17 protein-coding genes are annotated in these 21695 nt (G+C 53.2%); 10 read left to right on the plus strand and 7 right to left on the minus strand.

Annotated elements, in window-relative coordinates; translation table 11 throughout:
• The first annotated feature begins 36 nt into the window (after positions 1-36).
• Positions 37-1254 (plus strand): hypothetical protein, encoded by a 1218-nt coding sequence (locus AB7C91_RS07605; protein ID WP_428590313.1) that lies wholly within the window; start codon positions 37-39, stop codon positions 1252-1254.
• Here AB7C91_RS07605 and yiaK read toward each other — a convergent pair.
• From yiaK to AB7C91_RS07620, 3 genes are read right to left on the minus strand one after another with little or no spacing between them, the layout of a single operon-like run.
• Entirely contained in the window at positions 1251-2255 is a 1005-nt protein-coding gene (yiaK, locus tag AB7C91_RS07610; RefSeq protein WP_428590315.1) for a 3-dehydro-L-gulonate 2-dehydrogenase, read from the minus strand. The two genes, AB7C91_RS07605 and yiaK, sit on opposite strands and share 4 nt — an antisense overlap.
• On the minus strand, positions 2252-5575 hold the full coding sequence (locus AB7C91_RS07615; RefSeq protein ID WP_428590318.1) for a UvrD-helicase domain-containing protein: 3324 nt from the start codon (positions 5573-5575) through the stop codon (positions 2252-2254). The genes yiaK and AB7C91_RS07615 overlap by 4 nt, the downstream gene beginning before the upstream one ends.
• Positions 5572-8190 carry a PD-(D/E)XK nuclease family protein gene (locus AB7C91_RS07620; protein ID WP_428590321.1) on the minus strand — a complete coding sequence of 873 codons (2619 nt, stop codon included), beginning with the start codon at positions 8188-8190 and terminating at the stop codon, positions 5572-5574. The genes AB7C91_RS07615 and AB7C91_RS07620 overlap by 4 nt, the downstream gene beginning before the upstream one ends.
• Positions 8191-8233: 43 nt before the next feature.
• Here AB7C91_RS07620 and AB7C91_RS07625 point away from each other — a divergent pair, with 43 nt between their 5' ends.
• Complete coding sequence (locus AB7C91_RS07625) at positions 8234-9079, plus strand: CPBP family glutamic-type intramembrane protease (RefSeq protein WP_428590324.1); 846 nt, start codon at positions 8234-8236, stop codon at positions 9077-9079.
• A gap of 201 nt (positions 9080-9280) precedes the next feature.
• Here AB7C91_RS07625 and eno read toward each other — a convergent pair whose 3' ends face one another.
• A complete protein-coding gene (gene eno / locus AB7C91_RS07630) occupies positions 9281-10576 on the minus strand; it encodes a phosphopyruvate hydratase (RefSeq protein ID WP_332448115.1) in 1296 nt (431 codons plus the stop codon).
• Between the two features lie 196 nt (positions 10577-10772).
• On the opposite strand from eno, the gene AB7C91_RS07635 reads away from it, so the two are divergent.
• The 6 genes from AB7C91_RS07635 (at position 10773) to AB7C91_RS07660 (ending at position 17021) form a co-directional block, all read left to right on the plus strand.
• Positions 10773-11744, plus strand: coding sequence for a UPF0158 family protein (locus AB7C91_RS07635; protein ID WP_428590329.1), 972 nt, complete (start codon positions 10773-10775; stop codon positions 11742-11744).
• A 62-nt stretch (positions 11745-11806) separates the two neighbouring features.
• On the plus strand, positions 11807-12553 hold the full coding sequence (locus AB7C91_RS07640) for a glucosamine-6-phosphate deaminase (protein ID WP_332448113.1): 747 nt from the start codon (positions 11807-11809) through the stop codon (positions 12551-12553).
• A 107-nt stretch (positions 12554-12660) separates the two neighbouring features.
• Complete coding sequence (uxuA, locus tag AB7C91_RS07645; RefSeq protein WP_332448228.1) at positions 12661-13734, plus strand: mannonate dehydratase; 1074 nt, start codon at positions 12661-12663, stop codon at positions 13732-13734.
• 1 nt (position 13735) lies between these two features.
• Entirely contained in the window at positions 13736-14449 is a 714-nt protein-coding gene (locus AB7C91_RS07650; protein ID WP_332448112.1) for a GntR family transcriptional regulator, read from the plus strand.
• Positions 14450-14459: 10 nt separating this feature from the next.
• Positions 14460-16064 (plus strand): mannitol dehydrogenase family protein, encoded by a 1605-nt coding sequence (locus AB7C91_RS07655; RefSeq protein ID WP_332448111.1) that lies wholly within the window; start codon positions 14460-14462, stop codon positions 16062-16064.
• 27 nt (positions 16065-16091) lie between these two features.
• Positions 16092-17021 carry a YitT family protein gene (locus tag AB7C91_RS07660; RefSeq protein WP_332448110.1) on the plus strand — a complete coding sequence of 310 codons (930 nt, stop codon included), beginning with the start codon at positions 16092-16094 and terminating at the stop codon, positions 17019-17021.
• Here AB7C91_RS07660 and AB7C91_RS07665 read toward each other — a convergent pair.
• Entirely contained in the window at positions 16980-17660 is a 681-nt protein-coding gene (locus AB7C91_RS07665) for an LrgB family protein (protein ID WP_428590334.1), read from the minus strand. The two genes, AB7C91_RS07660 and AB7C91_RS07665, sit on opposite strands and share 42 nt — an antisense overlap.
• Positions 17653-18024 (minus strand): CidA/LrgA family protein, encoded by a 372-nt coding sequence (locus AB7C91_RS07670; RefSeq protein WP_332448108.1) that lies wholly within the window; start codon positions 18022-18024, stop codon positions 17653-17655. Before AB7C91_RS07670 ends, AB7C91_RS07665 begins: the two co-directional genes overlap by 8 nt.
• 67 nt (positions 18025-18091) lie before the next feature.
• On the opposite strand from AB7C91_RS07670, the gene AB7C91_RS07675 reads away from it, so the two are divergent.
• Complete coding sequence (locus AB7C91_RS07675) at positions 18092-18598, plus strand: nitroreductase family protein (protein ID WP_332448107.1); 507 nt, start codon at positions 18092-18094, stop codon at positions 18596-18598.
• A gap of 42 nt (positions 18599-18640) precedes the next feature.
• Entirely contained in the window at positions 18641-19696 is a 1056-nt protein-coding gene (locus AB7C91_RS07680; RefSeq protein ID WP_332448106.1) for a DNA/RNA non-specific endonuclease, read from the plus strand.
• Here the strand turns inward: AB7C91_RS07680 and AB7C91_RS07685 are convergent.
• Positions 19668-21695, minus strand: a complete 2028-nt coding sequence (locus AB7C91_RS07685) for an alpha-glucosidase (protein ID WP_428590339.1) — start codon at positions 21693-21695, stop codon at positions 19668-19670. The genes AB7C91_RS07680 and AB7C91_RS07685 overlap by 29 nt on opposite strands.

The following is a 21695-nucleotide window of genomic DNA, read 5'->3' on the forward strand; positions in this document are numbered from 1 at the left end:
GATTTTCAGGAGTATCATACAAAATCGGAGGTCTGTATGGAAGATTTGCAGAACCAATGGGAAGCGCATCTGACTGAATCCGGCTTGGATGATCAAGCCAGGGAATCGAAACTGGCACAACAACAAGCAATCAAGACATCACTTGAGAGTCTGCTTCCCCCCCAGGAGGCTGTATTGGTCTCCCTGTCCCGCATGGGCTGCTCATTCACTTTGGGAAAACCAACGGTGAAGCTTCAGGAAAAAGGTCGGTTGCTCGCATTTCTGCTTCTCCTGCAGCTCGGACTCTCCCAACTCCCGCAATTGTTCGGGTACCCCTTCACTGATAGCACTGCCGTATACTACGCACTTGAGGCGAGCTTCCTGATTTTTCCGATGCTATCCATCTATCATGAAGGAAAACCGAGCAAATCAGTGATCCGTTTCATCCTCACCTTGGTTATTCTGGCATTGGTGGTGAACCTGCAATTCAAGCAGGGGAAGCAGACAGGGACGTTGACGGTACTGCATCTTCCCTTCCTCTGTATCCTGCTCTCCGCCTTTTTGCAACACGAATCTTCCCGGGAGAAACAGTTGCTTCTGCACCTCCAGGAAGTCGGGGAAACAGCTTTGCTCGCATTCCTGCTTGCCTGTGCAGTCGGAACACTCCAACTGGTTGCAACCTTGCTGTTCGAATCCATCGGCCTTTCGATCAATAAACGTCTGGCGACCTTTGTGCTTACCGGAATACTCCCGCTTCTGCCCTTGACGGCGCTTGCCTTGAAACGGACTGTGGTACCGCATACCAAAGCATTCACCAGACTACTCTCCCGTCTCTTCTTGGTCCCACTTGATCTCTTGATGCTTGCTTTCCTCGTTTCTGCTCTGTTAGGATCCTCAACGATGGGAGAGAACCGCAATCTTCTGTTCACCGTCGATGGACTGCTCGTCCTCGTCGTCCTGATGATCTTTTATGCACAAGCAAGCCAAACACCCCGCTTCCCTATCATCCTTGCCATCTCCTCGATCCTGGCATTATTGGTCGATCTCTTTGCGCTCTTTGCACTCGGGACACGGCTCTTCGCTTATGGTTTCAGCCCCAACCGAGCCGCAGTGCTCGGAGAAAACCTGCTGCTTGCCCTGAATCTGGCCTTCCTTGCATTCCAACTGAGCAGAAACAAACCGACCGATTCCCTGATGGCACGGTTTTTCCTGGTCTATGGGGTGTGGTTTCTCATCGTAGTACTCATCTTCCCCCCGCTGTTCGCCTATCGCTAGAGAAGATTGAGAATTTCATTCCAGACGTTTGGATCCACCTCGATTCCCCGCGCAAGATTCTCTTTTCGGATCTCTTTTCGCCGTTCACCGGGAAAACGCACCGGTATCGAAGGATCGGCGAGCACCGATTGCCTCAAGTCCGCCAAGCTCGCCGCTATCTCTTGTTCCAATCGATCCCGGTCAGGGAAATGAGAGAGGTCAAAAGCCAGGAAGACCTGGCTTACCTCCCCTTCCTTGCCCAAGGTGCCGATGGAGCGGGTGGTCCGTCCACCGGAAAGAGTTGCCGCGATCAAATCCAAGGCGAGCGCAAGGCTGGTTCCTTTCCAGAATCCGATGGGAAGGGGACGCTTGGTTTCCAGAATAGACTGGGCATCAGTGGTCAACCGCCCTTCACTGTCATACCCGCCAGGAACCGGAAGCGGTTTCTGTTCACGGGCATAGGTTTCCAATTTCCCATAGCTGAACAAACTCATCGCCGCATCCACCAAAACAGGCCCTTCTTGTGCCGGGACCGCAAGCACCAGCGGGTTGTTTCCCAGTTTTGCATCCACCCCACCCCAGGCACTCATCAACGGCAGGGTGTTCGTCCACAGGATTCCGATGCAATCCTGTTCTGCTGCAAGCAGACCGTAGGTACCCGGTCGCATCCAGTGGGTGGTGTTGGCAAGCGCCACACAGCCGATGCCGTGTTCCTTGGAGAGTGCGATGGATCGCTGCATGCAAGCATAGGCATTGAGATTGCCCACTCCGCGTTTTCCATCCCACCGTTCTATTGCCCCAAACCGATACACCATCTCGGCATGCGTATGTACATCCACGTAGCCCTCGTCAATATTTCTGACCAAGGCGGGAAAGCGGTTTGCGCCATGGGTATAGACTCCTTCCAAGGAAGTCTCGGCGATCAGGTAGCTGCACAGCTGGGCATCAGAGTCGCTCATCCCGCGTTTGGTCAAAACTTGGACAAACACTTGCTGCATCTGTTCGAACGGTATCCGTATCATAGGTATTCTCCTTGCTCCCAGACCACAGGATGTTCCGGATCCCGAAGATAAAGGACACATCCGAGCACCTTGCGGCGATGGATTTTAAACATTGCGTCCATATAGGTTTGCACTTGGAAACGGTGCATCTCCGGTTCTTTTCTTCGGTCGGTCTTGAAATCTATCACGAAAAGATGATCGCCCCGATCCACCAATACATCGATGGAGCCTTCGGCCACCACCTTCCTGCCTTCCTGCTCGACGGCACTCAGGAACGCTACTTCGCACGCCTTCGTATACGGCAGGATTTCCTTTTTATACCAAGCGCTGTCAATCAGTTGCCTACATAACAGCATGGCATCACGGACAAGAACCGTCAATTCCTGCTTGGTCAGGACGGATGCAAGTGCTTCGGGCAGGAATGCCGAAGGATCGGGTATTTCTTTTCCCAGCACCTGTTCTTCACACAAGGAATGGACGAATGTCCCGAAGCCGGCGGTTTGGGCATCGGCGTATCGACTGAGGATTTCATCGCTTTGGTATAATCTGAGGTTGGGTGCCAGGCCTTGTTCCTCGAGCGGATGCAAAGCGGTAACCGCATACCTGATCGGCCTCAGATCATAGTCGAGACACTCGGCTTCATACCAACTCTGTTCTTCGATATTCAGCCTAAGTTGCTCGGCTGAACCGTACAGCATCTGCTCGCTTATGCCCTCGATGATCTGAAGCCGGGGAAACCCTCGTCCCAATACAGGTTCCTGGGGATCGATTTCCAACGCATTGGTCAGCATCAACAACAGGGTTTGGGCCTGACCTTCCCCATCCAGACTCCGGTTTGCTCTCCCAAAACATCCGCTTACCACCAAATGGGTTTCGGCTCGCGTGAGCGCGACGTACAACAGCCGCTTCAGCTCCGCCCGATCCATCGATGCCTCCTGATCCTGCTCAAACAACTGACCGGCATGGCGGGCTTTTTCCTGTTTTGTTTCGGAAACAAAGAAGGTTGCATCAAGGTAGTGTGGGGTGATGATACCATCACATTCCGAAAGATTGGAGGAACCGGACCTTCCTTTCGACCCGGTATTGGCAACCACAACGATGGGAAACTCAAGCCCCTTCGACTTGTGGATCGACATGACTTGTACCCCTTGTTCCTGTTCCTTGATGACCGTCAGATCCTCAATCTTCTCATTCTGCGCAAGATTCTCCCGCAGAAAATCAAGGAATTGGCTGACACTCTTTCCCATCTGTTGCTGCATCTCGGCCAGCCGATGGAGGAACGTATAATGTTCGGTGTAGACTTGGTATCTGGGATGGGCGACCAAAGAAAGATAATACCCACTGTCGTACCACATCCTATCAACCAGACTGCTGAGCGAAGCCGACCCGACTTGGGCAACAAAGGAGGTATAGAACGCCTTACAGGTCGCCAAACGTTGCGAATCCTCAGCTGAAAGCGAAGACGGGGCGGTGAACAAAGCGCAATCAAGCACCTCGGCAAGAATTCGATCACTAAGATTGCAGAACGGGGAGCGCAACACCGTTGCATAGGCATGCTTGTCATCAGGATAGAGAGCCAGTTGCAGCATCGCATACAGATCGTTCGCCGGAGCTTCGAGCATCAGCGAACGGGCGGTCTGCACCGTGTAGGGGATATCGAAGCTGCGAAAGGCCTTTTCAAAACTCAGCTGATTGCTGGTGGACCGAAGCAACAGGGCAATGTCGCTACTCAGCGGACGTCTCGGACCGCTCTTTGACGGGATGAGATAATCGTCTGTGGACAGCATCTTTTGGATCAATGATGCCACTGCATATGCCTCGGCATCGACGTCTCTTGCTTCTTCTCCCTCTCCTTCCTCCCGGTTGGTTTGAAACGGTTTGATCAAGAGTGTGCAACTGCTTTGCACCCCTTCCTTCGCCTGACGATGCCCCAAGGTACGAAAATCCGCCTCATAGGATTGTCCATTGTTCTGCATGACTGTGGGGAACAAGGCGTTGTACCAACGGATCAAATCCGGTTCACTACGGTAATTGGTCTCCAATTCCAAGCATTCACCGCCGATCTTGGACAGCTCGTTTCCCAGTTGCTTGAATACCCGTACATCAGAACCACGGAACCGATAGATGGACTGTTTCTCATCCCCGACGAAAAAGAGCTTGTCCCGCTCCAAGTCACCGGGTTGCGGGATGCCTTCCTGGTTTCGGTCCCGCCGCTCGGCAAGCAGATACAACAGGTTTTTCTGCAGTGCATTGTTGTCCTGAAACTCATCGATCATGATATAGCGGTACTTTGCCTTGAAAAAAGAACGCAAGGTCGTATCAGTGGAAAGCATCTGGACTGCAAGAGAGGCAACGTCTGCAAAGGTCAGGATTGCACAAGAACGCTTCTGATTGTGCACCGCCGCAATGAAGGAGGAAACAAAGGACAGCACCGCTTCAAGCTGATGCAATCCGGTGAGGACCGACAAGGCGATGGAAAGTGATCGGCGAAGTGAATAGTAAGTGTCCAGGGTCTCTTTGAGATACTGGTGCTCCTGTCCCTTCCCCGCCCCGGGTCTTCGGCGGTATGCAAGCGAGGATCCCAACACCTCCAGATACTGGGCATCGCTTCTGCACGCTTCAAGGGATTTCAGCAGCAGGACGGCATCCTCTTTCGCTCCCTGCACCCCTTTGGTGGGTTCGGTGAAAGCTGCATACTCGCCCAGAAGTGAGAGAAATTGCTGCAGCAAGTTTTCATATTGCGCTCTCACCGCATCTCGGATTCGAAGCGAAGCATCGACAGGTACGGCATGTCCCAAGGGATATGCATGATTGGCCAGATCGACCAGCACCTCGTCGACCAGGATTTCGGGAGCATACAGTGTGGACAGGATTCTGGCACCCTCGCTCATCGGGTCCGCATCAAGCAGATCGTGTGCACAAAGGCGGATATTCTGCAACGTCTGCTCGTCATCAATGACGAAATCCGGGGCAATCCCATAGGCAAGACAGTTGGTCCGTACAATGGTTGCGCAGAAGCTGTCCAGTGTGGCGATCGAAGCTTCGCTGAAAGAGGCTAACTGCGCTGCAATGTCGGGATCATCCTTACACAGCAGAAGCTGGCGGTGAATCCTTTGGTGCATTTCTCTTGCTGCTTTGCGGGTGAAAGTCAGCGTCAGGATTTGGTCGAAGCGTGCCTTGCCTTCCAAGACCAGCCGAAGGAACCGATAACTAAGCACGGTGGTCTTGCCGGAGCCTGCACCGGCTCTGACGACACAGTTGGTGTCGGCAAAGACCGCCTTACGTTGGTTCTCGTCCAATTGGGTCCCGGTACGGGAAAGTACCTCATCGAATCCGATCATAGGGTTGCATATCTCCTTCGGCAAAGCGAACGGTACTCACATCCAGCACAATGTTCCTTGGAAGGAGTCGCCATCAGGGATCCGGTCTCCACCGCCTCGATAAAGCGGGATAGCTGTTCTTCGAGAGCTTGGTCGCATACGAGAGCTTCCTCGGATGCATCACCATCCCAGAGGCTGTAATATCGAGCATCCTTAATGCTGTAATACGAACCGTTCGCAACCCGTTTTTGGAGCACGGAATCCACCAAAAGCCGATACAGCGGCAGCTGATACGATTTGATGCCTGTCTTCACCTTCTTGAACGGTACCTCGCTCTTCTTATAGTCGATGATCGCATACAATGCTTGCTGCGAACCTTCGAGGGCGATGATCCGATCGATTCTTCCCTGAAGGAACAGGGGCCCAAACTCCATTTCCAACTGCTTTTCGAACCCAATGGAACGGGCGAACGGGAACAATCGCGATTCCTCTTCCAGAATACGGGTGATCAATTCGGAGAATTCGGAAACGATCCAGATATGGATCGAATGTCTCGGTCCCTGTTTGCCGTACAGCTCTTCCAAGGTCTCGGTGAAGATCTGGTGCAACTGCTTACGGTAGGCTTGCAGTTGCATCGGATCGAAGGCATCAAGGCTGCTGAAAAACCGTTGGTAGACACGGTGTAGCAGTGTCCCGATCTGCCGGTGGTCTACCAACTGCACATCGTAATCCTGTCTGCTCACCCCCAGCACATACCGACACAGATAGGCATACGGACACCTGCTGAACCAATCGAGACCGGTTGCACTCAGATCGATCAGCATGGCTTGTCCGTGCGCATGCTGAAGCCGTTCCTTCGGCGAACAAGCCATGGGATAACGGGCGTAATCATCGTTGCGCATCGAAAGGGAGGTGCTCCGTGCCTGCTCGAACCATTGCTTCTGACATTCCGTACGTCGTACGGATCCGATCGGGTTTCCCCGATACAGTGATAATTCGGCGAGGTAGGGATCCTCATGGAGATTGGGACTTTCGCTTTGCTCAATCAGCGCCTCCTGCTCAAGGAAGAATGCAGGGGGAAGCAACTCGGCTTCGTAACGGCCCAAATGGCAGGAAAGGTGCAAATCATCACTTTGGAGAAAGACGGCGCAAAACTGTGCGTTGGTGGTATCAATTTCCTTGCGTACCTCCCCTTGGAGATACGAAGGAAGGAAAGACAGGGGTTTGGATACACAGCTGCTGCTTTCCTGGTCCAACCCCAATACAAACAGGTGCTCGGTTTTCAATACGGAGGCCTGCGGCCAACCGTATACAGAGATTCCTTCGACCTTTTGCTGCGGAACATAGCTTCTGGTCTTCAGATAGGAAAGCCAGAAGGAATACAGTTGGGGGTAGGAACGCCGGTCGACCTGCTGCAGGGCTTTTTCGATCTGGTCCAAGGAATCGAGACAGAATGCATAGACATCCTCGCCTTGGACTCCCACCCATTGGGTGGAAATGAAATAGGTATCCTGGAAATGGTTCAGCTTTCGCCTGAGTTCATCCACCTGCGTTGAAGCGATGATATCGAGGATGCTCAGCTTGAAACGACGGTACCAATCCACCAAAGCAGGGTCTGCAAGTCGATCGGTGAATTGGTCGGCTTGCTGCAAGGAACCCTGGAGGATCGAGCGGTCCACCGCTTTGCGGATGAAACGAAGATGGAAATCCCGATCCAAATACGGAATGCTCGGGTCAAGCAGCAGCGATTTGAGGCTTTCCAGGCTGAATTGCTGTACATAGACTTCCTGAAGCAGGGAGAGGAACCTTCCACTTGAATAAGCCAGTGCAGATTTTCCTTCCCTGACCACCAAGGGAACATCATACAGGCGGGCTTCCTCCTCCAGAACCGGGAGCAACTGATCGGGCGCTGCACAACCGATGATGATTGAATGGGCCGGAACCTGGTGCATCAGAAGCGAGCGGACTCTCCTCAGGCAGGTCCTGATCTCCTGGATATGATTGGAGAATACCTCCATGTCCGGAATCCGCTGTACCGAGGGAGTCGGCCGAAGCTCCAGATAGGAGGGCTTGCCCAGCTGATCGTACAGCGTCCGGGCCTCGGCAATCGTGTCGGAGAAGAGGATGCAATACCGTTTAGTTGCATCCCAATCATCCGGTTCCCTGATTTGCTCGAAGCGTGGTTCGAAAAGTTGATGTTCCTCGAGAAACTGGGTGTACAGCTGGTACAACACCAATACATCCCGCTGCAAGTCCGGTGGAAGCACCGAGAGTACGGGAGCTTGTATTGCATCCTTGAGCGCAGGCAACATGCCGGGTAAAGAACCGGCAAGTCTGGTCCTCGATTCGGGGTAATCATCCCTGAGAAAATATTGCAGAGGTACATTTTGATCGAGAATCTGCTGAATGAAGAGCTGACGGATCAAAGTATTCGCCGGTTGCAATGAAGCATGATGCACCAAAAAAAACGAACGGAAGGTATCAAAGGAGATGGCTCGGGAGGAGAGGATCGCACCCTGTTCACTCTGCAGGGCGTAGTCAAGCAGATGGGATCTGGATGCCACCTCGGTGGGAAATACACAGATCCACCCTTCATCGAAGGCTTGCTGTACGTAGGTTTGTTTGTTTCTTCCCATGGATTGCAGTATACCATGATTGTGTGTACGATGAGCGTACGTCATGGAAAAAGAGCGCAAAATTCAGGAACCCTATGCAGCATCGCCGCTGGCAAGCTCCCTTTCGGTAGTCTTGGCCCTCACCTTGTGGCTTTCGCTCGGACCGACTTTCACAATATTGCTGCAGCCATTCCATCTTCCCTACCTGACTGCCAATGCGCCCTTTCTTGCCATGGCCCTGGGCATTGTGCTCGCCAGATATGCTCTGGTGAAGCAACCCTTCATCGTCTGGGTAACCGATGAGCATGCATTCAACTTCTCCCGTTTCACCCGATCATTTCTGGCCTATACGGGAATGGCGACAGTCTTTCTCCTCTACGGCCTGACTACACAGCCATACTACTACACGAAGACGGCGGATCCGTTGCTCAGCAAAGTCTTCCTATTCGTCCTCATCCTGATGTTCACCCCCTTGCAGACTACGTGCGAGGAAATCACCTTCCGCATCCTCCCCAGCAGGGTCCTGCTGAGGACAAGACTGCAGCGCGGTCTTTTACCCACGGTGCTGACCAGTCTCTTCATCGCATTCCTGTTCACCGTTCCGCATCTTTCCAACCATGAAGTACAGCAGGCACACAGCCGCTTCCTTGTACTCGCCTATTATGCGCTCTTCGGCTTGTCGGTCACCTTGCTCTGTTTGGAACAGGGTGGATTCGAACCGGCATTGGCCATCCACGCAGCAAACAACCTCTTCGTGGCGGTGGTATGCAACTACCAAGGATCCTCGCTCCCAAGCCTGCCGATCTGGCAGACCACACGGCCGGTGGGAACCGTCTTCGATTTGGTGCAACTGATGTGCAGCATCGCCTTGGTATCACTCGTACTACCACACCGCACCCACAAGAATTGAACAGTATCGGCTTTCCAGCCAAAGCCGAGTCTTCTCCCCGATTTCTCTCCGGCACCTCGCGATGTGAAACTTGCAAGTCGCTATCGTGTTCGTCGGCAATTACGTCCCTTGGGACTTTCACCCAAGAATGATGACATACCCGTCATACTGAAAAAGGGCCATCGCTTTTGCGATGGCCCCGAAAGAATGCTGTACCTAAATTTACAGTACGCGGAATGCGTCACGTCCTGCATACTTGGCCGTATCGCCGAGGTAGTCCTCGATGCGAAGCAGCTGGTTGTACTTTGCAAGACGATCGGAGCGGCTCATGCTGCCGGTCTTGATCTCGCCGGTCTCCAGTGCGACCACGAGGTCGGCAATGAAGTTGTCCTCGGTCTCGCCGGAGCGGTGGGAGACGACGGCGGTATAGCCGTTGCGCTTTGCCAGATCAATGGCTTCGAAGGTCTCGGTAAGGGTACCGATCTGGTTCACCTTGATCAGGATGGAGTTGGCAACACCCTTCTCCAGACCCATCTTCAGTCTCTCTACGTTGGTGACAAACAGGTCGTCGCCTACGAGCTGAACGCGATCGCCGATGCGATCGGTAAGCATCTTCCAGCCTTCCCAATCGTCCTCAGCCATGCCGTCCTCGAGGGAGATGATCGGATAGCGGTTCGCCCAGTCTTCCCACAGATCGACCATCTGAGCGCTGGTAAGCTTCTCACCAGTGGTCCACTTGAGGGTATAGGTCTTGGTTTTCTCGTCATAGAGCTCAGAGGAAGCGGGATCGAGCGCAATCATGAAGTCCCCATCACGTCCGGTGGTATAACCAGCCTTCTTGATGGCTTCCATGATGACCTCAAGAGCCTCTTCGTTGGACTGCAGGTCGGGAGCGAAACCACCCTCATCACCTACGGAAGTATTGTACTTGCGACCCTTGAGGACAGCCTTGAGACTGTGGAATACCTCAGCGGTCCAGCGCAAACCTTCGCGGAAGGAAGGAGCTCCGATCGGCATGACCATGAATTCCTGGAAGTCTACCTTGTTGTCGCTGTGTGCACCGCCGTTGAGGATGTTGGCCATCGGAACGGGGAGAACACATGCATGATATGCACCCAGGTACTTGTACAGGGGCAGTCCAAGATAATCGGCTGCTGCGCGAGCCACAGCCATGGAAACACCCAAAATGGCATTCGCACCAAGTTTAGCTTTGTTTGCAGTACCGTCAAGGGCGATCATGGCACGGTCGATGGCGACCTGATCCAAAGCATCCATGCCCTCAAGCTCAGGAGCGATGATGTTGTTGACGTTGTCTACAGCCTTCAACACACCTTTGCCCAGATAGCGGCTCTTGTCCCCATCCCGCAGTTCGACTGCTTCATGGACACCTGTGGATGCACCGGAGGGAACCGCTGCACGGCCCATGGAACCATCCTCAAGAATGACATCTACTTCAACGGTGGGATTCCCACGTGAGTCAAGGATTTCCCTGGCTTCGATAAATTCAATAATGCTCATGAATACACTCCTAATTTCTGGTATTAAACAACAACAGATATATTCGTATCTTTTACCGCTTATGTCAAGGCAACCAAGAGAACGGGGCGGTAAACCGAGAAGGGGGTTCGTTGCCTTGAAACTTGTTTCCCCGTCGAAGTTTCCTTGCATTCCACTTCCTCTAGCCAAATGCATTGATGAAGGCTATCATAGGGGCATGGAATCAATGAACACCCCCTCTCGGCTTCCCGTGTTATCAGAAGACCTTCTCGGCTCCATCATCTTTTCCATGGAGGATCAGGCCAACTTCTATTTTCTCGACCTGGCAGAAGCCTTGGTCGTCCGAGAGGACGAACTGGAATTTTTGGAAAAGGAGGGAATCAGCCAAGATGAACATGACCAGCGGTTTCTCCCCCTTCCCGATTGGCAACCCTCCGATGGCTTCCGTCTAATGGAATTATTTGCAAACCGTGTGCGCAACCCGCTGTACCGACAGCGGTTGCTCGATGCCCTGCAGAGCGGGAAAGGCGTCTTCCGCAAATTCAAGGATACCATTGCAGAAAACCCGGTGCTTGAACGCAAGTGGTTTTCCTTCAAGGACGAACAACTCAAGCGGGAGGTAATCCGTTGGTATCGTGAACAGGAAGGGGTGATCGAGTTGGAGCAACTTCCCTTGGAACACGAAGACCTGACCGAGGACATCCTGCTTGAGGATTTCACCTTCGAAACCTATGAAGGAAAGGCGACCAAGGAAATCCAGGACCTGATGGACTTCCTGTTCACCCAGCTCGAACAAGGTACCGAGGAAAGCAAGGTGGCGGCGATGTTGCTTTCCAGGCGCTTGGAAACCGAAGAATTGCAGCATTTTCATCTTGCACGAACGCAGGATGGGACCCTTGCCGCATTCCTTGCCTATTTGCCGCTTTCCGAATCCCTGGTAGAGGTACCCTACTTCGGGGTGAACAATGAATATCGGGGCATGGGGCTTTTCCGTCTGTTGTTCGATTCATTCTGCAGACACATGGCCCGTTCGCATTACCCGAGGATCATCATCACACTCGCAGGTGACTATCTGGGTCTGCAACGGCTATTCATGCCATACGGGGCACAACCGATGGGCAGCCAACTCTTGATGGCGACCAGGACCTGGAATGCCTCCCACCCCAGCTCTGAACAAGCATTTCTCTAGCCCCCTATAAACAAAGAGGCTCATCGGATACACTACCAATAAAAAAGAGGTGCGAAACAACCATGCGTATAACCATTTGCGAAGATAAACATGATATGGGACTGCAAGCCGCAAAACTTGGCATTACGCTCATCAAGGAAGCGATAGAGAAGAAAGGTTCCGCCAACATTGTGGTTGCAACCGGGTTGAGCCAGTTCTCCCTGTATGCCCATCTGGGAAAAGCGGATCTCGACTGGAGCAAGGTTGAGGCATTCGGGCTCAACGAATATGTGGGCATTCCCGACACCCACCCCTCGAGTTTTCGCTATTATCTGAACAACCGATTCGTCCAGAAAGTTGAGAAACTCGGCGCATTCCACCAGATTATCGGTGATGCAGAGGATCTTGATGCGGAGCTTTCACGCCTGAACACCTTGATCAAGGAAAAGGAAATCGACGTTGCCTTCCTGGGAATCGGGGAGAACGGGCACATCGGCTTCAACGACCCCCCTGCAAATTTCGAGACCAACGACCCGTATATCATCGTGGAACTGGAAGAGAGGAGCCGACGCCAACAGGTAAGCGAAGGATGGTTCCCCACCCTTGAGGAAGTGCCACGCGAAGCCATCACGATGTCGGTTCGCCAGATACTCAAAGCAAAGAGCCTCATTTGCTCGGTTCCCGACCAACGGAAAGCCAGGGCTGTGGCCATGTGCATGTACGATCAGATCTCAGTCTATGCCCCATGTGCGGCGTTACGGACGAAGAAAGAATGTGCACTCTTGCTTGACCGCCCCGCTTCCATGCTCATCATGGGCGACCGTCGTTGAACAAATAAGTAAAAACATCGTGCAAAGCATGGGTATGCCCCTCTTGCTTCTAATATATTAGTATGCTAGAGTATTAGTACAAAACAGCTATGGAGGCACCAGTCATGATGCATATGTCCCTTCGTTGGTTCGGTTCCAAGTACGACACCGTAACCCTTCAGCAGATCAAACAGATTCCCGGTGTGGAAGGCGTCATCACCACTTTGTATGATATCCCCGCAGGCCAGGTTTGGCCGCAACAGCGGATCAAGGATCTGAAAGCAGAGGTTGAGGCAGCAGGATTGAAGGTCCTGGGCATCGAGAGCGTCAACATCCATGATGCAATCAAAATCGGAAACGCCGACCGCGACCAATACATCGCGAATTACATCGAATCCTTGGAGAACCTCGGCAAGGAAGGAATCACCACCGTTTGTTATAACTTCATGCCGGTCTTCGACTGGACCAGGACCGACCTTGCAAAGATGCGCAGTGACGGTTCGACCGTGTTGGCATACGACCAGAAGGTGGTCGACACCATCGATCCGCAGACCTTTTTCGACCGGACCAATTCCAGCTCCCAGGGCTTTGAGATGCCCGGATGGGAACCCGAGCGTTTGGCGAAGGTGAAGGAACTGTTCGATGCCTACAAGGATGTCAGCGAAGAAAAGCTGTTCGACAACCTGATTTACTTCCTCAAGGCCATCCAGCCGACCTGTGAGCAATGGGGCATCAAGATGGCCATCCACCCTGATGACCCAGCTTGGCCTGTATTCAATCTTCCCCGCATCATCACCAGCAAGGAAAAGATCCTGAAGGTCATGAAGGCCGTCGATGCACCGTTCAATGGCCTTACCTTCTGCGCTGGTTCATTCGGGACCAACCCGAAGAACGACCTTCCCGGCATCATCCGCGCTCTTCCCGGCCGCATCCATTTCGCCCACATCCGCAACCTGCATCATTTCGAGAGCGGAGTGTTCGAGGAAGCTGCCCATCTTTCCAGCGATGGTTCCTTCGACCTTTATGAGATCGTCAAGGCTCTCTATGACATCGGCTTCGAAGGCCCCGCCCGTCCCGACCATGGACGCATGATCTGGGGTGAGGTGGCGATGCCTGGATATGGTCTGTATGACCGCGCTCTCGGAGCTTCCTACATCCTTGGACTGTATGAAGCGATCCAGAAGAACGATCAAAGGAAGTAAGATGGCCACTATTGTCCGTGTCACCGCTTCAGAGGAGATTTATCAGACACTCAGAGCCGAGATCCTTTCGCTTCGGTTCAAACCGGGAGAGGAAATGAACCTGCAACTGCTTTCTTCGCAGTTGCAGGTCAGTCGGAGCCCTGTACGAGATGCCTTGATGCGCCTCAGCAGTGACAATCTTGTCGATATTTTCCCCCAAAAAGGAACCCGCGTCTCCTTGATCAATCTCAGACAGGTCGAGGAGGAGCGATTCCTCAGAAAAAGCCTGGAGGAAAGTGCCGTCAAGAAATTCATCTACCAAGCCAGGGAAGAACACTACGAGCGGATGGAACGTACCATCAGCGAACAGGCAGAAAGCATGAAACAGAACGATTTTGTCTCCTTTTTGGAAGCGGACGACCTGTTTCATTCAATCATCTTCGAAGGCATCGGGATGACCAGAATCTGGAAGATCATCAAGGCCCAGGGCGGGAATCATCATCGGATCCGGCTTCTCTCCTTCTACGAGAAGAACGTACTTGCAAACATCATCGACCAACACAAGGAGATGGTGGAGGCGCTTAGGTACAAGCAGATGGACAGCATCCTCCGACTGGAAGACAAGCATCTCTCCAAACTGCTTCAGGAAACCGAATCCATGTTCCAACGCTATCCCGGATATTTCAAGCAGGAGTCCGTACAAACTGGACTGCAAGCTCGCATCGTCAATCTATAGGAGTATTGAGATGAACCTCAGCAATGAAGGACTGAAATCCAAACAGGCATGGGAAGAAAAAGGGTACACCCTCCCCTCCTATGACCGCAGTGCCATGATCAAGCACACCAAGGAGCATCCGAGTTGGGTGCACTTCGGTGCAGGCAATATTTTCCGGGTATTCCCCGCCGCCTTGCAGCAGAAACTGCTCAACCAAGGCATTGAGAAAAGCGGGATCATCGTCGGAGAAGGTTTTGATTATCAAATCATCGACAAGGTCTATCAGAAGCATGACAACCTTACCTTGATGGTCACACTCAAGAGCGACGGCAGCATCAACAAGGAAGTCATCGCGTCAGTGGCAGGCGCTTACAAATGCGACCCCCAGTTCGCCGATGAATGGGAATTCTTCAAGCAGACATTCAAAAATCCTTCGCTCCAGATGGTCAGTTTCACCATCACCGAGAAAGGGTATTCGCTGCGCGGAGGAAACGGAGCCTTCTATCCTGCCATCGAACAGGATCTTTCACAAGGTCCGGCCAAGCCGACCATGTTCCTTTCCAAGCTCACCGCTCTGGTCTATGAGCGGTATTTGGCGGGCGCCATGCCGTTGTCCCTGGTAAGTATGGACAACTGCTCGCACAACGGTCAGAAACTGTATGATGCGGTCATCACCATCGCCACGGAATGGGAAAAGCACAATCTGGTCAAAACCGGTTTTTGCGCCTATCTGAACGAAAAGGTTACCTTCCCCTGGTCCATGATCGACAAGATCACCCCGCGGCCTGATGCCAAGGTGGAAGCGATGCTCAAAGCCGATGGGTTTGCTGATACCGAACTGATCATCACCGACAAGAACACCTATACCGCAGCCTTTGTCAATGCCGAGGAATCACAATATCTGGTCATCGAGGACCTGTTTTCCAACGGCAGACCGAAACTCGAGCAAGCCGGCGTATACTTCACCGATCGCGACACCGTCAACAAGGTCGAGCGAATGAAGGTCACCACTTGCCTGAATCCCCTGCACACTGCTCTGGCCATCTACGGTTGCCTGCTTGGGCATACGTTGATCAGCGATGAGATGCAGGATCCCGAACTGAAACAACTCGTCCATGTCATCGGAAATGTGGAGGGGATGCCCGTGGTTGTCGACCCGAAGATTCTCGACCCCCGAGCGTTCATTGATGAAGTGTTGAACAAACGCTTCCCCAACCCGTTCATGCCGGACACACCGCAGCGCATCGCCACCGACACCAGCCAGAAGCTGGCCATTCGATTCGGCGAGACGATCAAGGCATATCTGGCGGATCCCAATCTCGATGTTAAGAACCTGAAGCTCATTCCCCTGGTATTCGCCGGGTGGTTGCGCTACCTGATGGGCCTTGATGATGAACTGAACAGTTTCACCCCAAGCTCTGACCCACGCCTCGCCGAATCCCAGGCATATGTACAGGGAATCGCCATCGGGGACAAAGGACCGTTTGATGCATTGGATGGACTGCTTGCCGATGAGACCATTTTCGGGGTCAATCTGGAGAGCATCGGCATGGCCGATCTGGTCAAGGCATATTTTGCCGAGTTGATCGCAGGCAGACATGCCGTGCGAGAGACCTTGCGCAAGTACGTGCACTGATGAATACTGTGTGCATTCGGAGAGAATATGCACGAACCTAAGTTCAAGCGCCTCACCCGTGAGGCGCTCTATCTTTTCGGGGGTACCGCCCTTGCCGGGTTTGCCATCGCCGCCTTCATCACACCGGCCAAAATTGCAAGTGGAGGGGTGAACGGCATCGCAACCATCACCTATCACCTGACCGGTTGGGATACCGGTCTGGTGATGCTGCTGATCAGCTTCCCGCTGTTTCTGATCGGGATGTCCATCTTCGGCGGTACCTACGGGTTCAAGAGTCTGGCTGGAACCCTGTTGCTCAGCTTCTGGGTAAGTCTGTTCGGACAATTGACCCATTACCAAGGATTTCTCCCTTACGTCGACCGGATGGACACCCTGCTTTCCGCCATCTTCGGAGGCGTATTGCTGGGCAGCGGCATCGGTATTGTCATGCGCTCAGGGGCGAACACCGGGGGAACGGACATCCTTGCCCAGATACTTGCCCGATTCACCCCCCTTGCCATGGGAACGGCCCTGTTTCTCTGCGATGCAACCGTCATCGTGCTGGGTGCGGTGGTTTTCGGCTTTGAACGGGCTTTGTTCGCCGTCATCACCTTGTACCTGTCGGGGCAGATGGTCAATTACATGGTGATGAATCTCGGCACCAAATATGCCAAGACCGCCTATATCGTCAGTGAAAAGCATGAGGTAATCGGCAAGCGCATCATCACCGAGCTCCATCACGGGGGGACGTTGATTACCGGCGTGGGTATTTTCACCGGCCGCCAGCGGCCAATATTGATGGCGGTGGTGCACAACCAACAGATCAACCATTTGACCCAGATCGTCCATGAAGAGGACCCGAAAGCCTTCATGTTCGTCCATGAAACCTATCAGGCACTCGGCGAAGGATTCGTACCGATGAACAAATTGATGGGGTTATACGAAAAGCGGAGCAAGCAGAACCGTCCAGAACGCTGACAAGCTGATGGAAATACTGCTCATCGCCCCTTGGACTTCCCCGATCTCCAACGCCTTGCTCGTTCCCAAGGCATGGCTGCAGGAGCCGATACCCACTCCGTGGGCCACCGGGTCCTTAATCCTGAACACTTGGGCGAGAGCCGGAGCCAACAGATTCCCTGCCAGACCGGTGATGACCGTCGAGGCGATGGTAAGCGCCGGATATCCTCCGAACTGCTCGGTCAAGGCAATGGCAATCGGGGTGGTGACCGATTTGGACAACAAGCTGGCGATCATCGTTGCATCCAAGCCAAGCAGACGGCTGCTTGCCAAGACTGAGGACAACGCCGCCAATGATCCTGCAAAGGTTCCCAGTACGACCGGGAAAAACGCAGACAGCAGCACCTTTCGCTGTCGGTATACGGTAAGGGCAAGAACTGCGGTCACCGGAGCGAGAAACATGTAGATGAACGAAGATCCCTTCTCATAGGAATCAAGATCGATGCCGAAGAGCGTCAATACTCCCACCACCAACAACATGGCGATGATCAGGGGGTTGGCGAGCGGGGTCTTCAGTTTTTGGTTTATCCACATGCCGATCTGGAATGCAATAATCGAAAGGGTGATGCCGAACAACGGATTACTGGTAAAATCAGCCATGGGACCTCCCCAGCAGGGCTTTCTGCAGACGCTGGACCAGAACCACGGTCCAGCTGCTCACCCCGAAGCAGACAACCAGACTGATCAGATTGACCAGGATCAACTGCCACCAGATGCTTTGGATCAACAGGGCGTAACGCAGGATGCCCACCCCGGGCGGTATGAAGAAAAAGGTCATATTACGCAGCAGGAAATCCGCACTCTCCCCCAACTGCCGTTCGGTAAGCAGGGAGGTGGAAAGCAAAAGGAGGATCAGCAGCATGCTGATAACACTCCCCGGGAGCGTGAAGGGAAGGTATCTGCTGATCACATCACCGACCAGACAGATTCCAAAAATAAGTGCCAACTGATTGAGGTATTTCATGTCCGCATTACGATACCCCATTGGAAGGGATTCTGGGAAGAGGTACCATACACAACGGAGGTACATCATGAACACCATCATACAAAGCCTTCTCTCCAGGAGAAGCGTGAGAAAATTCAAAACTGAACAAGTCAAGGACGAGGACCTGCACCTGATTCTCCAAGCTGCCATCCTTGCCCCGAATGGAAGAAATCTGGAACCATGGCATTTCACCGTGCTCCAGGACCCAAGCAAACTCATACAGCTTGATGAGCTTGTCGCCGGTGCAGGCAATGCTTTCTTCTACCACGCCCCCACCCTGATTCTGGTCTCCATTGAACTGGACAACCCGTATGAAAAGGAGGATACGGCATGTGCGATGACCAATATGATGCAGGCATGCCACGCCTTGGGGTTGGGTTCGGTGTGGTGCAACAGGATCAACAACAATCATGCGCTCGACACCACATTGGAGCGATTCGGCGTCCCCAAAGGGTATCGGGTGACCGGTACCTTGGCCGTCGGGTATCCCGACGGGACATATCCGCCCCCACGCAAGCCAAAGGAAGGCACCATAACTTGGGTTCGTCCGTAACCTTACCCGATGGTCGTTGGTTCCGTACGTAGGGAGGAAGAAATGGCAAAACGCAAGCTGACCGATAGACTGTTCAAACGGGTGGGAAAAGCGAAGAAACGGGGCAAGCGATTGCTTATTCTCCTCTTGGTGCTTCTCGCCCTCTGGGTGCTCACCCTGATATTCGCTCCCAGTGAGACAACCTACGTGCAAGAAACGAGTGCAGGGATCCCCGATTTGGAGTTGCCCGCACATGAGAACACCGATATGTTGGTCACCCATCCAGGATATACCCTGCTGTACGACGAACAATTCGAGCAAGCACGATGGGTGGCGTATTATCTGAGCAGGGATGAACTGTACGGCAGCTATGAGCGGGGAGACGACTTCAGAAGCGATCCGTCCATTCCCACCGGTTCGGCGAATCTGGAAGACTACAAGGGCAGCGGATACGACCGCGGCCACCTCATTCCAGCCGCCGACCTCAGTTGGTCGGAGGAAGCAATGAGCGGATCCTTCTTCCTAAGTAACATGAGTCCGCAGGAAGGTTCGTTCAACCGTGGCATCTGGAGTGAACTGGAAGCGACGGTACGCAACTTTGCGGATACTGAGGGAGGCGTATACGTCGTAACCGGGCCGGTACTGACCGACGGTCCCTACAAGACCATCGGCAAGAGCAAGGTGGCCGTCCCGAAGGAATATTACAAAGTCATACTCGATTACCAAGAACCGGAACGCAAGGCCATCGGTTTCCTGCTTCCCAACGAAGGCTCCAAAAAGGATCTGAAAAGCTTCGCCACCAGTGTGGATCATGTCGAGGAGGTAACCGGCCTCGATTTCTTCCCCAAGCTTCCCGATCCCCTGGAAAAGCAGTTGGAACGTTCCTATGATGTTTCCCAATGGCAATTCGAAGCGTTTCAAGCCAGCAGCGCCGACCGGGCTGCATACAAGGCAGAACCCAATATGACAAAAAACACCTCGAAACCAAGCAAACTTTACACCTTTGCATCCACCACCCTGAGGCGTGTGCTCTTTGTGGTAAAGCATGAGACGGTCACGATCATCGAGCTGTTCGTACCGAAAGCAACGCTCAAAGAAGCGCTTCCGTTCCTCTATTGAAGGAAGCAAACAACGCGCTGAATTCACTGGATTCGCGATAGAAAACCGCAGGCTCCAATAACGGGGCCTGGATCGTATACGTTCCCCCCGTGTATCGGGTACCACGGAACAGGTGGATCCATCGGTCATCAGGAAGATTGACAGAGCGGGAGGTGGCATCCTCGACAAGCACCGGTGCAACCAAAAGGTCCCGTCCAAGCAGGTATATATCCTTGCAAGTGAAGAACGGACTTTGCGGATAATGCAGGAAGACGGGACGCATCACCGGCCACCCGTGTTCTGCGTTCTCCTTCACGGCATGTATCAGATACTCCTTGAGCCTGACATGGATTTCGGTCATCGTCCTGATGGAGTCGATGGTCTGCTGGTCGGAATCAAACTGCCAATTGTCCAGAGGCCGATTCCCTTCATGGGTTCGCATCAAGGGGGTGAATGCAGCGAATTCGGTCCAGCGGATCAAGAGTTGCTTGGACCGTTTCATCCCATACAGGGTCGTATAGCCACCGATGTCGCTGTGATGCAATCCCATGCCACTCATGGCAAGCGACAACGCTCCGGTCAGAGCGGAAGGAAGCCCGTCATCCTCGGACCAATCGACATTCTGGTCGCCGGCCCACATCATGGGGCAGGACCGGAGACTCTCGCTACTTCCGGCGCGCATGAAGAAAAGGATTTGACCCTCCTTCCCTTGCTCCTGGATGGCTTGTTTGTTCACCTTTGCCCAATAGCCGGGCCAGCGATTGTGCTCCAACATGGCTGAACGATGGTTGAACAAGTGGATATCGGTGGGCAGATATTCACCAAAATCGGCCATCCAACCCGACAGCCCGAAATCGAGCAATTCGCGTTTGATCACTTCCTTGTACCAGCTCACCGCATCAGGATTGGTGAAATCGACTACGGCAGCGTCGAATTCTCCAAAATCAACAAAATAGATCGAACCATCCTCCCGCTTGCCCAAAAGGTCGAGACGCTTTGCCTCTTCATAAAGCGGATGATCCTTGAGTACATAGGGATTGATGTATCCCAGGGTTCGTACGCCTTCTTGTGCGAGACGTACGATCTGTCGGTCCAGATCGGGATACAGGTTTTGGTCCCATTGCCAGTTCCACCGAAGGCGTTTCCCGAAGCTGGTGTATTTCTCCCCCTGCCAATCCTGGATCCAGAGCCCATTCACCGGAACCTTGCAAGCGCGCATGCGCCCGAGCTTTTCCAGACAGATGCCGGTCCCTCCCTGCATCCCCAGGATGATGCCGTCATACACCCAGGAAGGCAGCACGGCTTGCCTTCCCAACAGCAGGGAAATGTCACTGACCACTTCCAGCAGGGACTTCTTATGAGAAATAGTGAGGCTCGCAGGAACCTCCCAGAACGTCAATCGATGATATTCGGCATGGGAAAAATCAAAATCTGCATAGCCACCCGTATCGGCATGCAGGAAATAACTTCTACTGGAAACATAGGTCGGTTGTGGATAGAAAGTGGTATGATAGTCTCCCCCTGCCCGGTCAAGCGCATCAGCTGTTTGGGTGATTGCCGTCGCCTTGTTCCGCCCTACGCCTTGTTCCTGGGTCCAGAGAGGAAAGTTTTTCCCGCGAAGATCAAAATAGGAAAATTGTTCGCCGCACCCCCAGATATGTTCGTCGGGGAGAGCGAACAAACGGAGCACCAATCGGTTGTACAGTTTCGGCAGGGGAGAAAAACTCACCTGAAGCCTGTCTTTATGTTCACGGAATTCACAGCTGATGCCTATTTCTCCGGAAAAAAAGGTCAACGTACACACACCCTTGCCTTCCTGCAGGCTCTCGCGAAATTGGCAGGATTCCAAAGGAAGGGAGGATTGGAGCGCATCGGTGATGAAATAGTTGCCGCGATACATGTCAACCGTTTCCGCACCCTGGACCAGCTCAATACAGCACCTGCTCGGCGAATGCTCGAGGATTTTCAACTGATCGTAATACAGGGCGAGTACACCATGTTGCTGGGTTACACTGATCAT

This window comes from Sphaerochaeta sp., from assembly GCF_050256055.1.
Taxonomy (GTDB): domain Bacteria; phylum Spirochaetota; class Spirochaetia; order Sphaerochaetales; family Sphaerochaetaceae; genus Sphaerochaeta.

Excerpts from the sequence above, each read along its gene's own strand:
- AB7C91_RS07650 (WP_332448112.1), top strand. The coding sequence starts at position 13,736 with ATGGCCACTATTGTCCGTGTCACCGCTTCAGAGGAGATTTATCAGACA.
- AB7C91_RS07665 (WP_428590334.1), bottom strand. The coding sequence starts at position 17,660 with ATGGCTGATTTTACCAGTAATCCGTTGTTCGGCATCACCCTTTCGATT.
- AB7C91_RS07635 (WP_428590329.1), top strand. The coding sequence starts at position 10,773 with ATGGAATCAATGAACACCCCCTCTCGGCTTCCCGTGTTATCAGAAGAC.
- AB7C91_RS07660 (WP_332448110.1), top strand. The coding sequence starts at position 16,092 with ATGCACGAACCTAAGTTCAAGCGCCTCACCCGTGAGGCGCTCTATCTT.
- AB7C91_RS07680 (WP_332448106.1), top strand. The coding sequence starts at position 18,641 with ATGGCAAAACGCAAGCTGACCGATAGACTGTTCAAACGGGTGGGAAAA.
- AB7C91_RS07625 (WP_428590324.1), top strand. The coding sequence starts at position 8,234 with ATGGAAAAAGAGCGCAAAATTCAGGAACCCTATGCAGCATCGCCGCTG.
- AB7C91_RS07655 (WP_332448111.1), top strand. The coding sequence starts at position 14,460 with ATGAACCTCAGCAATGAAGGACTGAAATCCAAACAGGCATGGGAAGAA.
- AB7C91_RS07640 (WP_332448113.1), top strand. The coding sequence starts at position 11,807 with ATGCGTATAACCATTTGCGAAGATAAACATGATATGGGACTGCAAGCC.
- uxuA (WP_332448228.1), top strand. The coding sequence starts at position 12,661 with ATGCATATGTCCCTTCGTTGGTTCGGTTCCAAGTACGACACCGTAACC.
- AB7C91_RS07670 (WP_332448108.1), bottom strand. The coding sequence starts at position 18,024 with ATGAAATACCTCAATCAGTTGGCACTTATTTTTGGAATCTGTCTGGTC.
- yiaK (WP_428590315.1), bottom strand. The coding sequence starts at position 2,255 with ATGATACGGATACCGTTCGAACAGATGCAGCAAGTGTTTGTCCAAGTT.
- AB7C91_RS07675 (WP_332448107.1), top strand. The coding sequence starts at position 18,092 with ATGAACACCATCATACAAAGCCTTCTCTCCAGGAGAAGCGTGAGAAAA.
- AB7C91_RS07605 (WP_428590313.1), top strand. The coding sequence starts at position 37 with ATGGAAGATTTGCAGAACCAATGGGAAGCGCATCTGACTGAATCCGGC.
- eno (WP_332448115.1), bottom strand. The coding sequence starts at position 10,576 with ATGAGCATTATTGAATTTATCGAAGCCAGGGAAATCCTTGACTCACGT.
- AB7C91_RS07615 (WP_428590318.1), bottom strand. The coding sequence starts at position 5,575 with ATGATCGGATTCGATGAGGTACTTTCCCGTACCGGGACCCAATTGGAC.
- AB7C91_RS07685 (WP_428590339.1), bottom strand. The coding sequence starts at position 21,695 with ATGATCAGTGTAACCCAGCAACATGGTGTACTCGCCCTGTATTACGAT.
- AB7C91_RS07620 (WP_428590321.1), bottom strand. The coding sequence starts at position 8,190 with ATGGGAAGAAACAAACAAACCTACGTACAGCAAGCCTTCGATGAAGGG.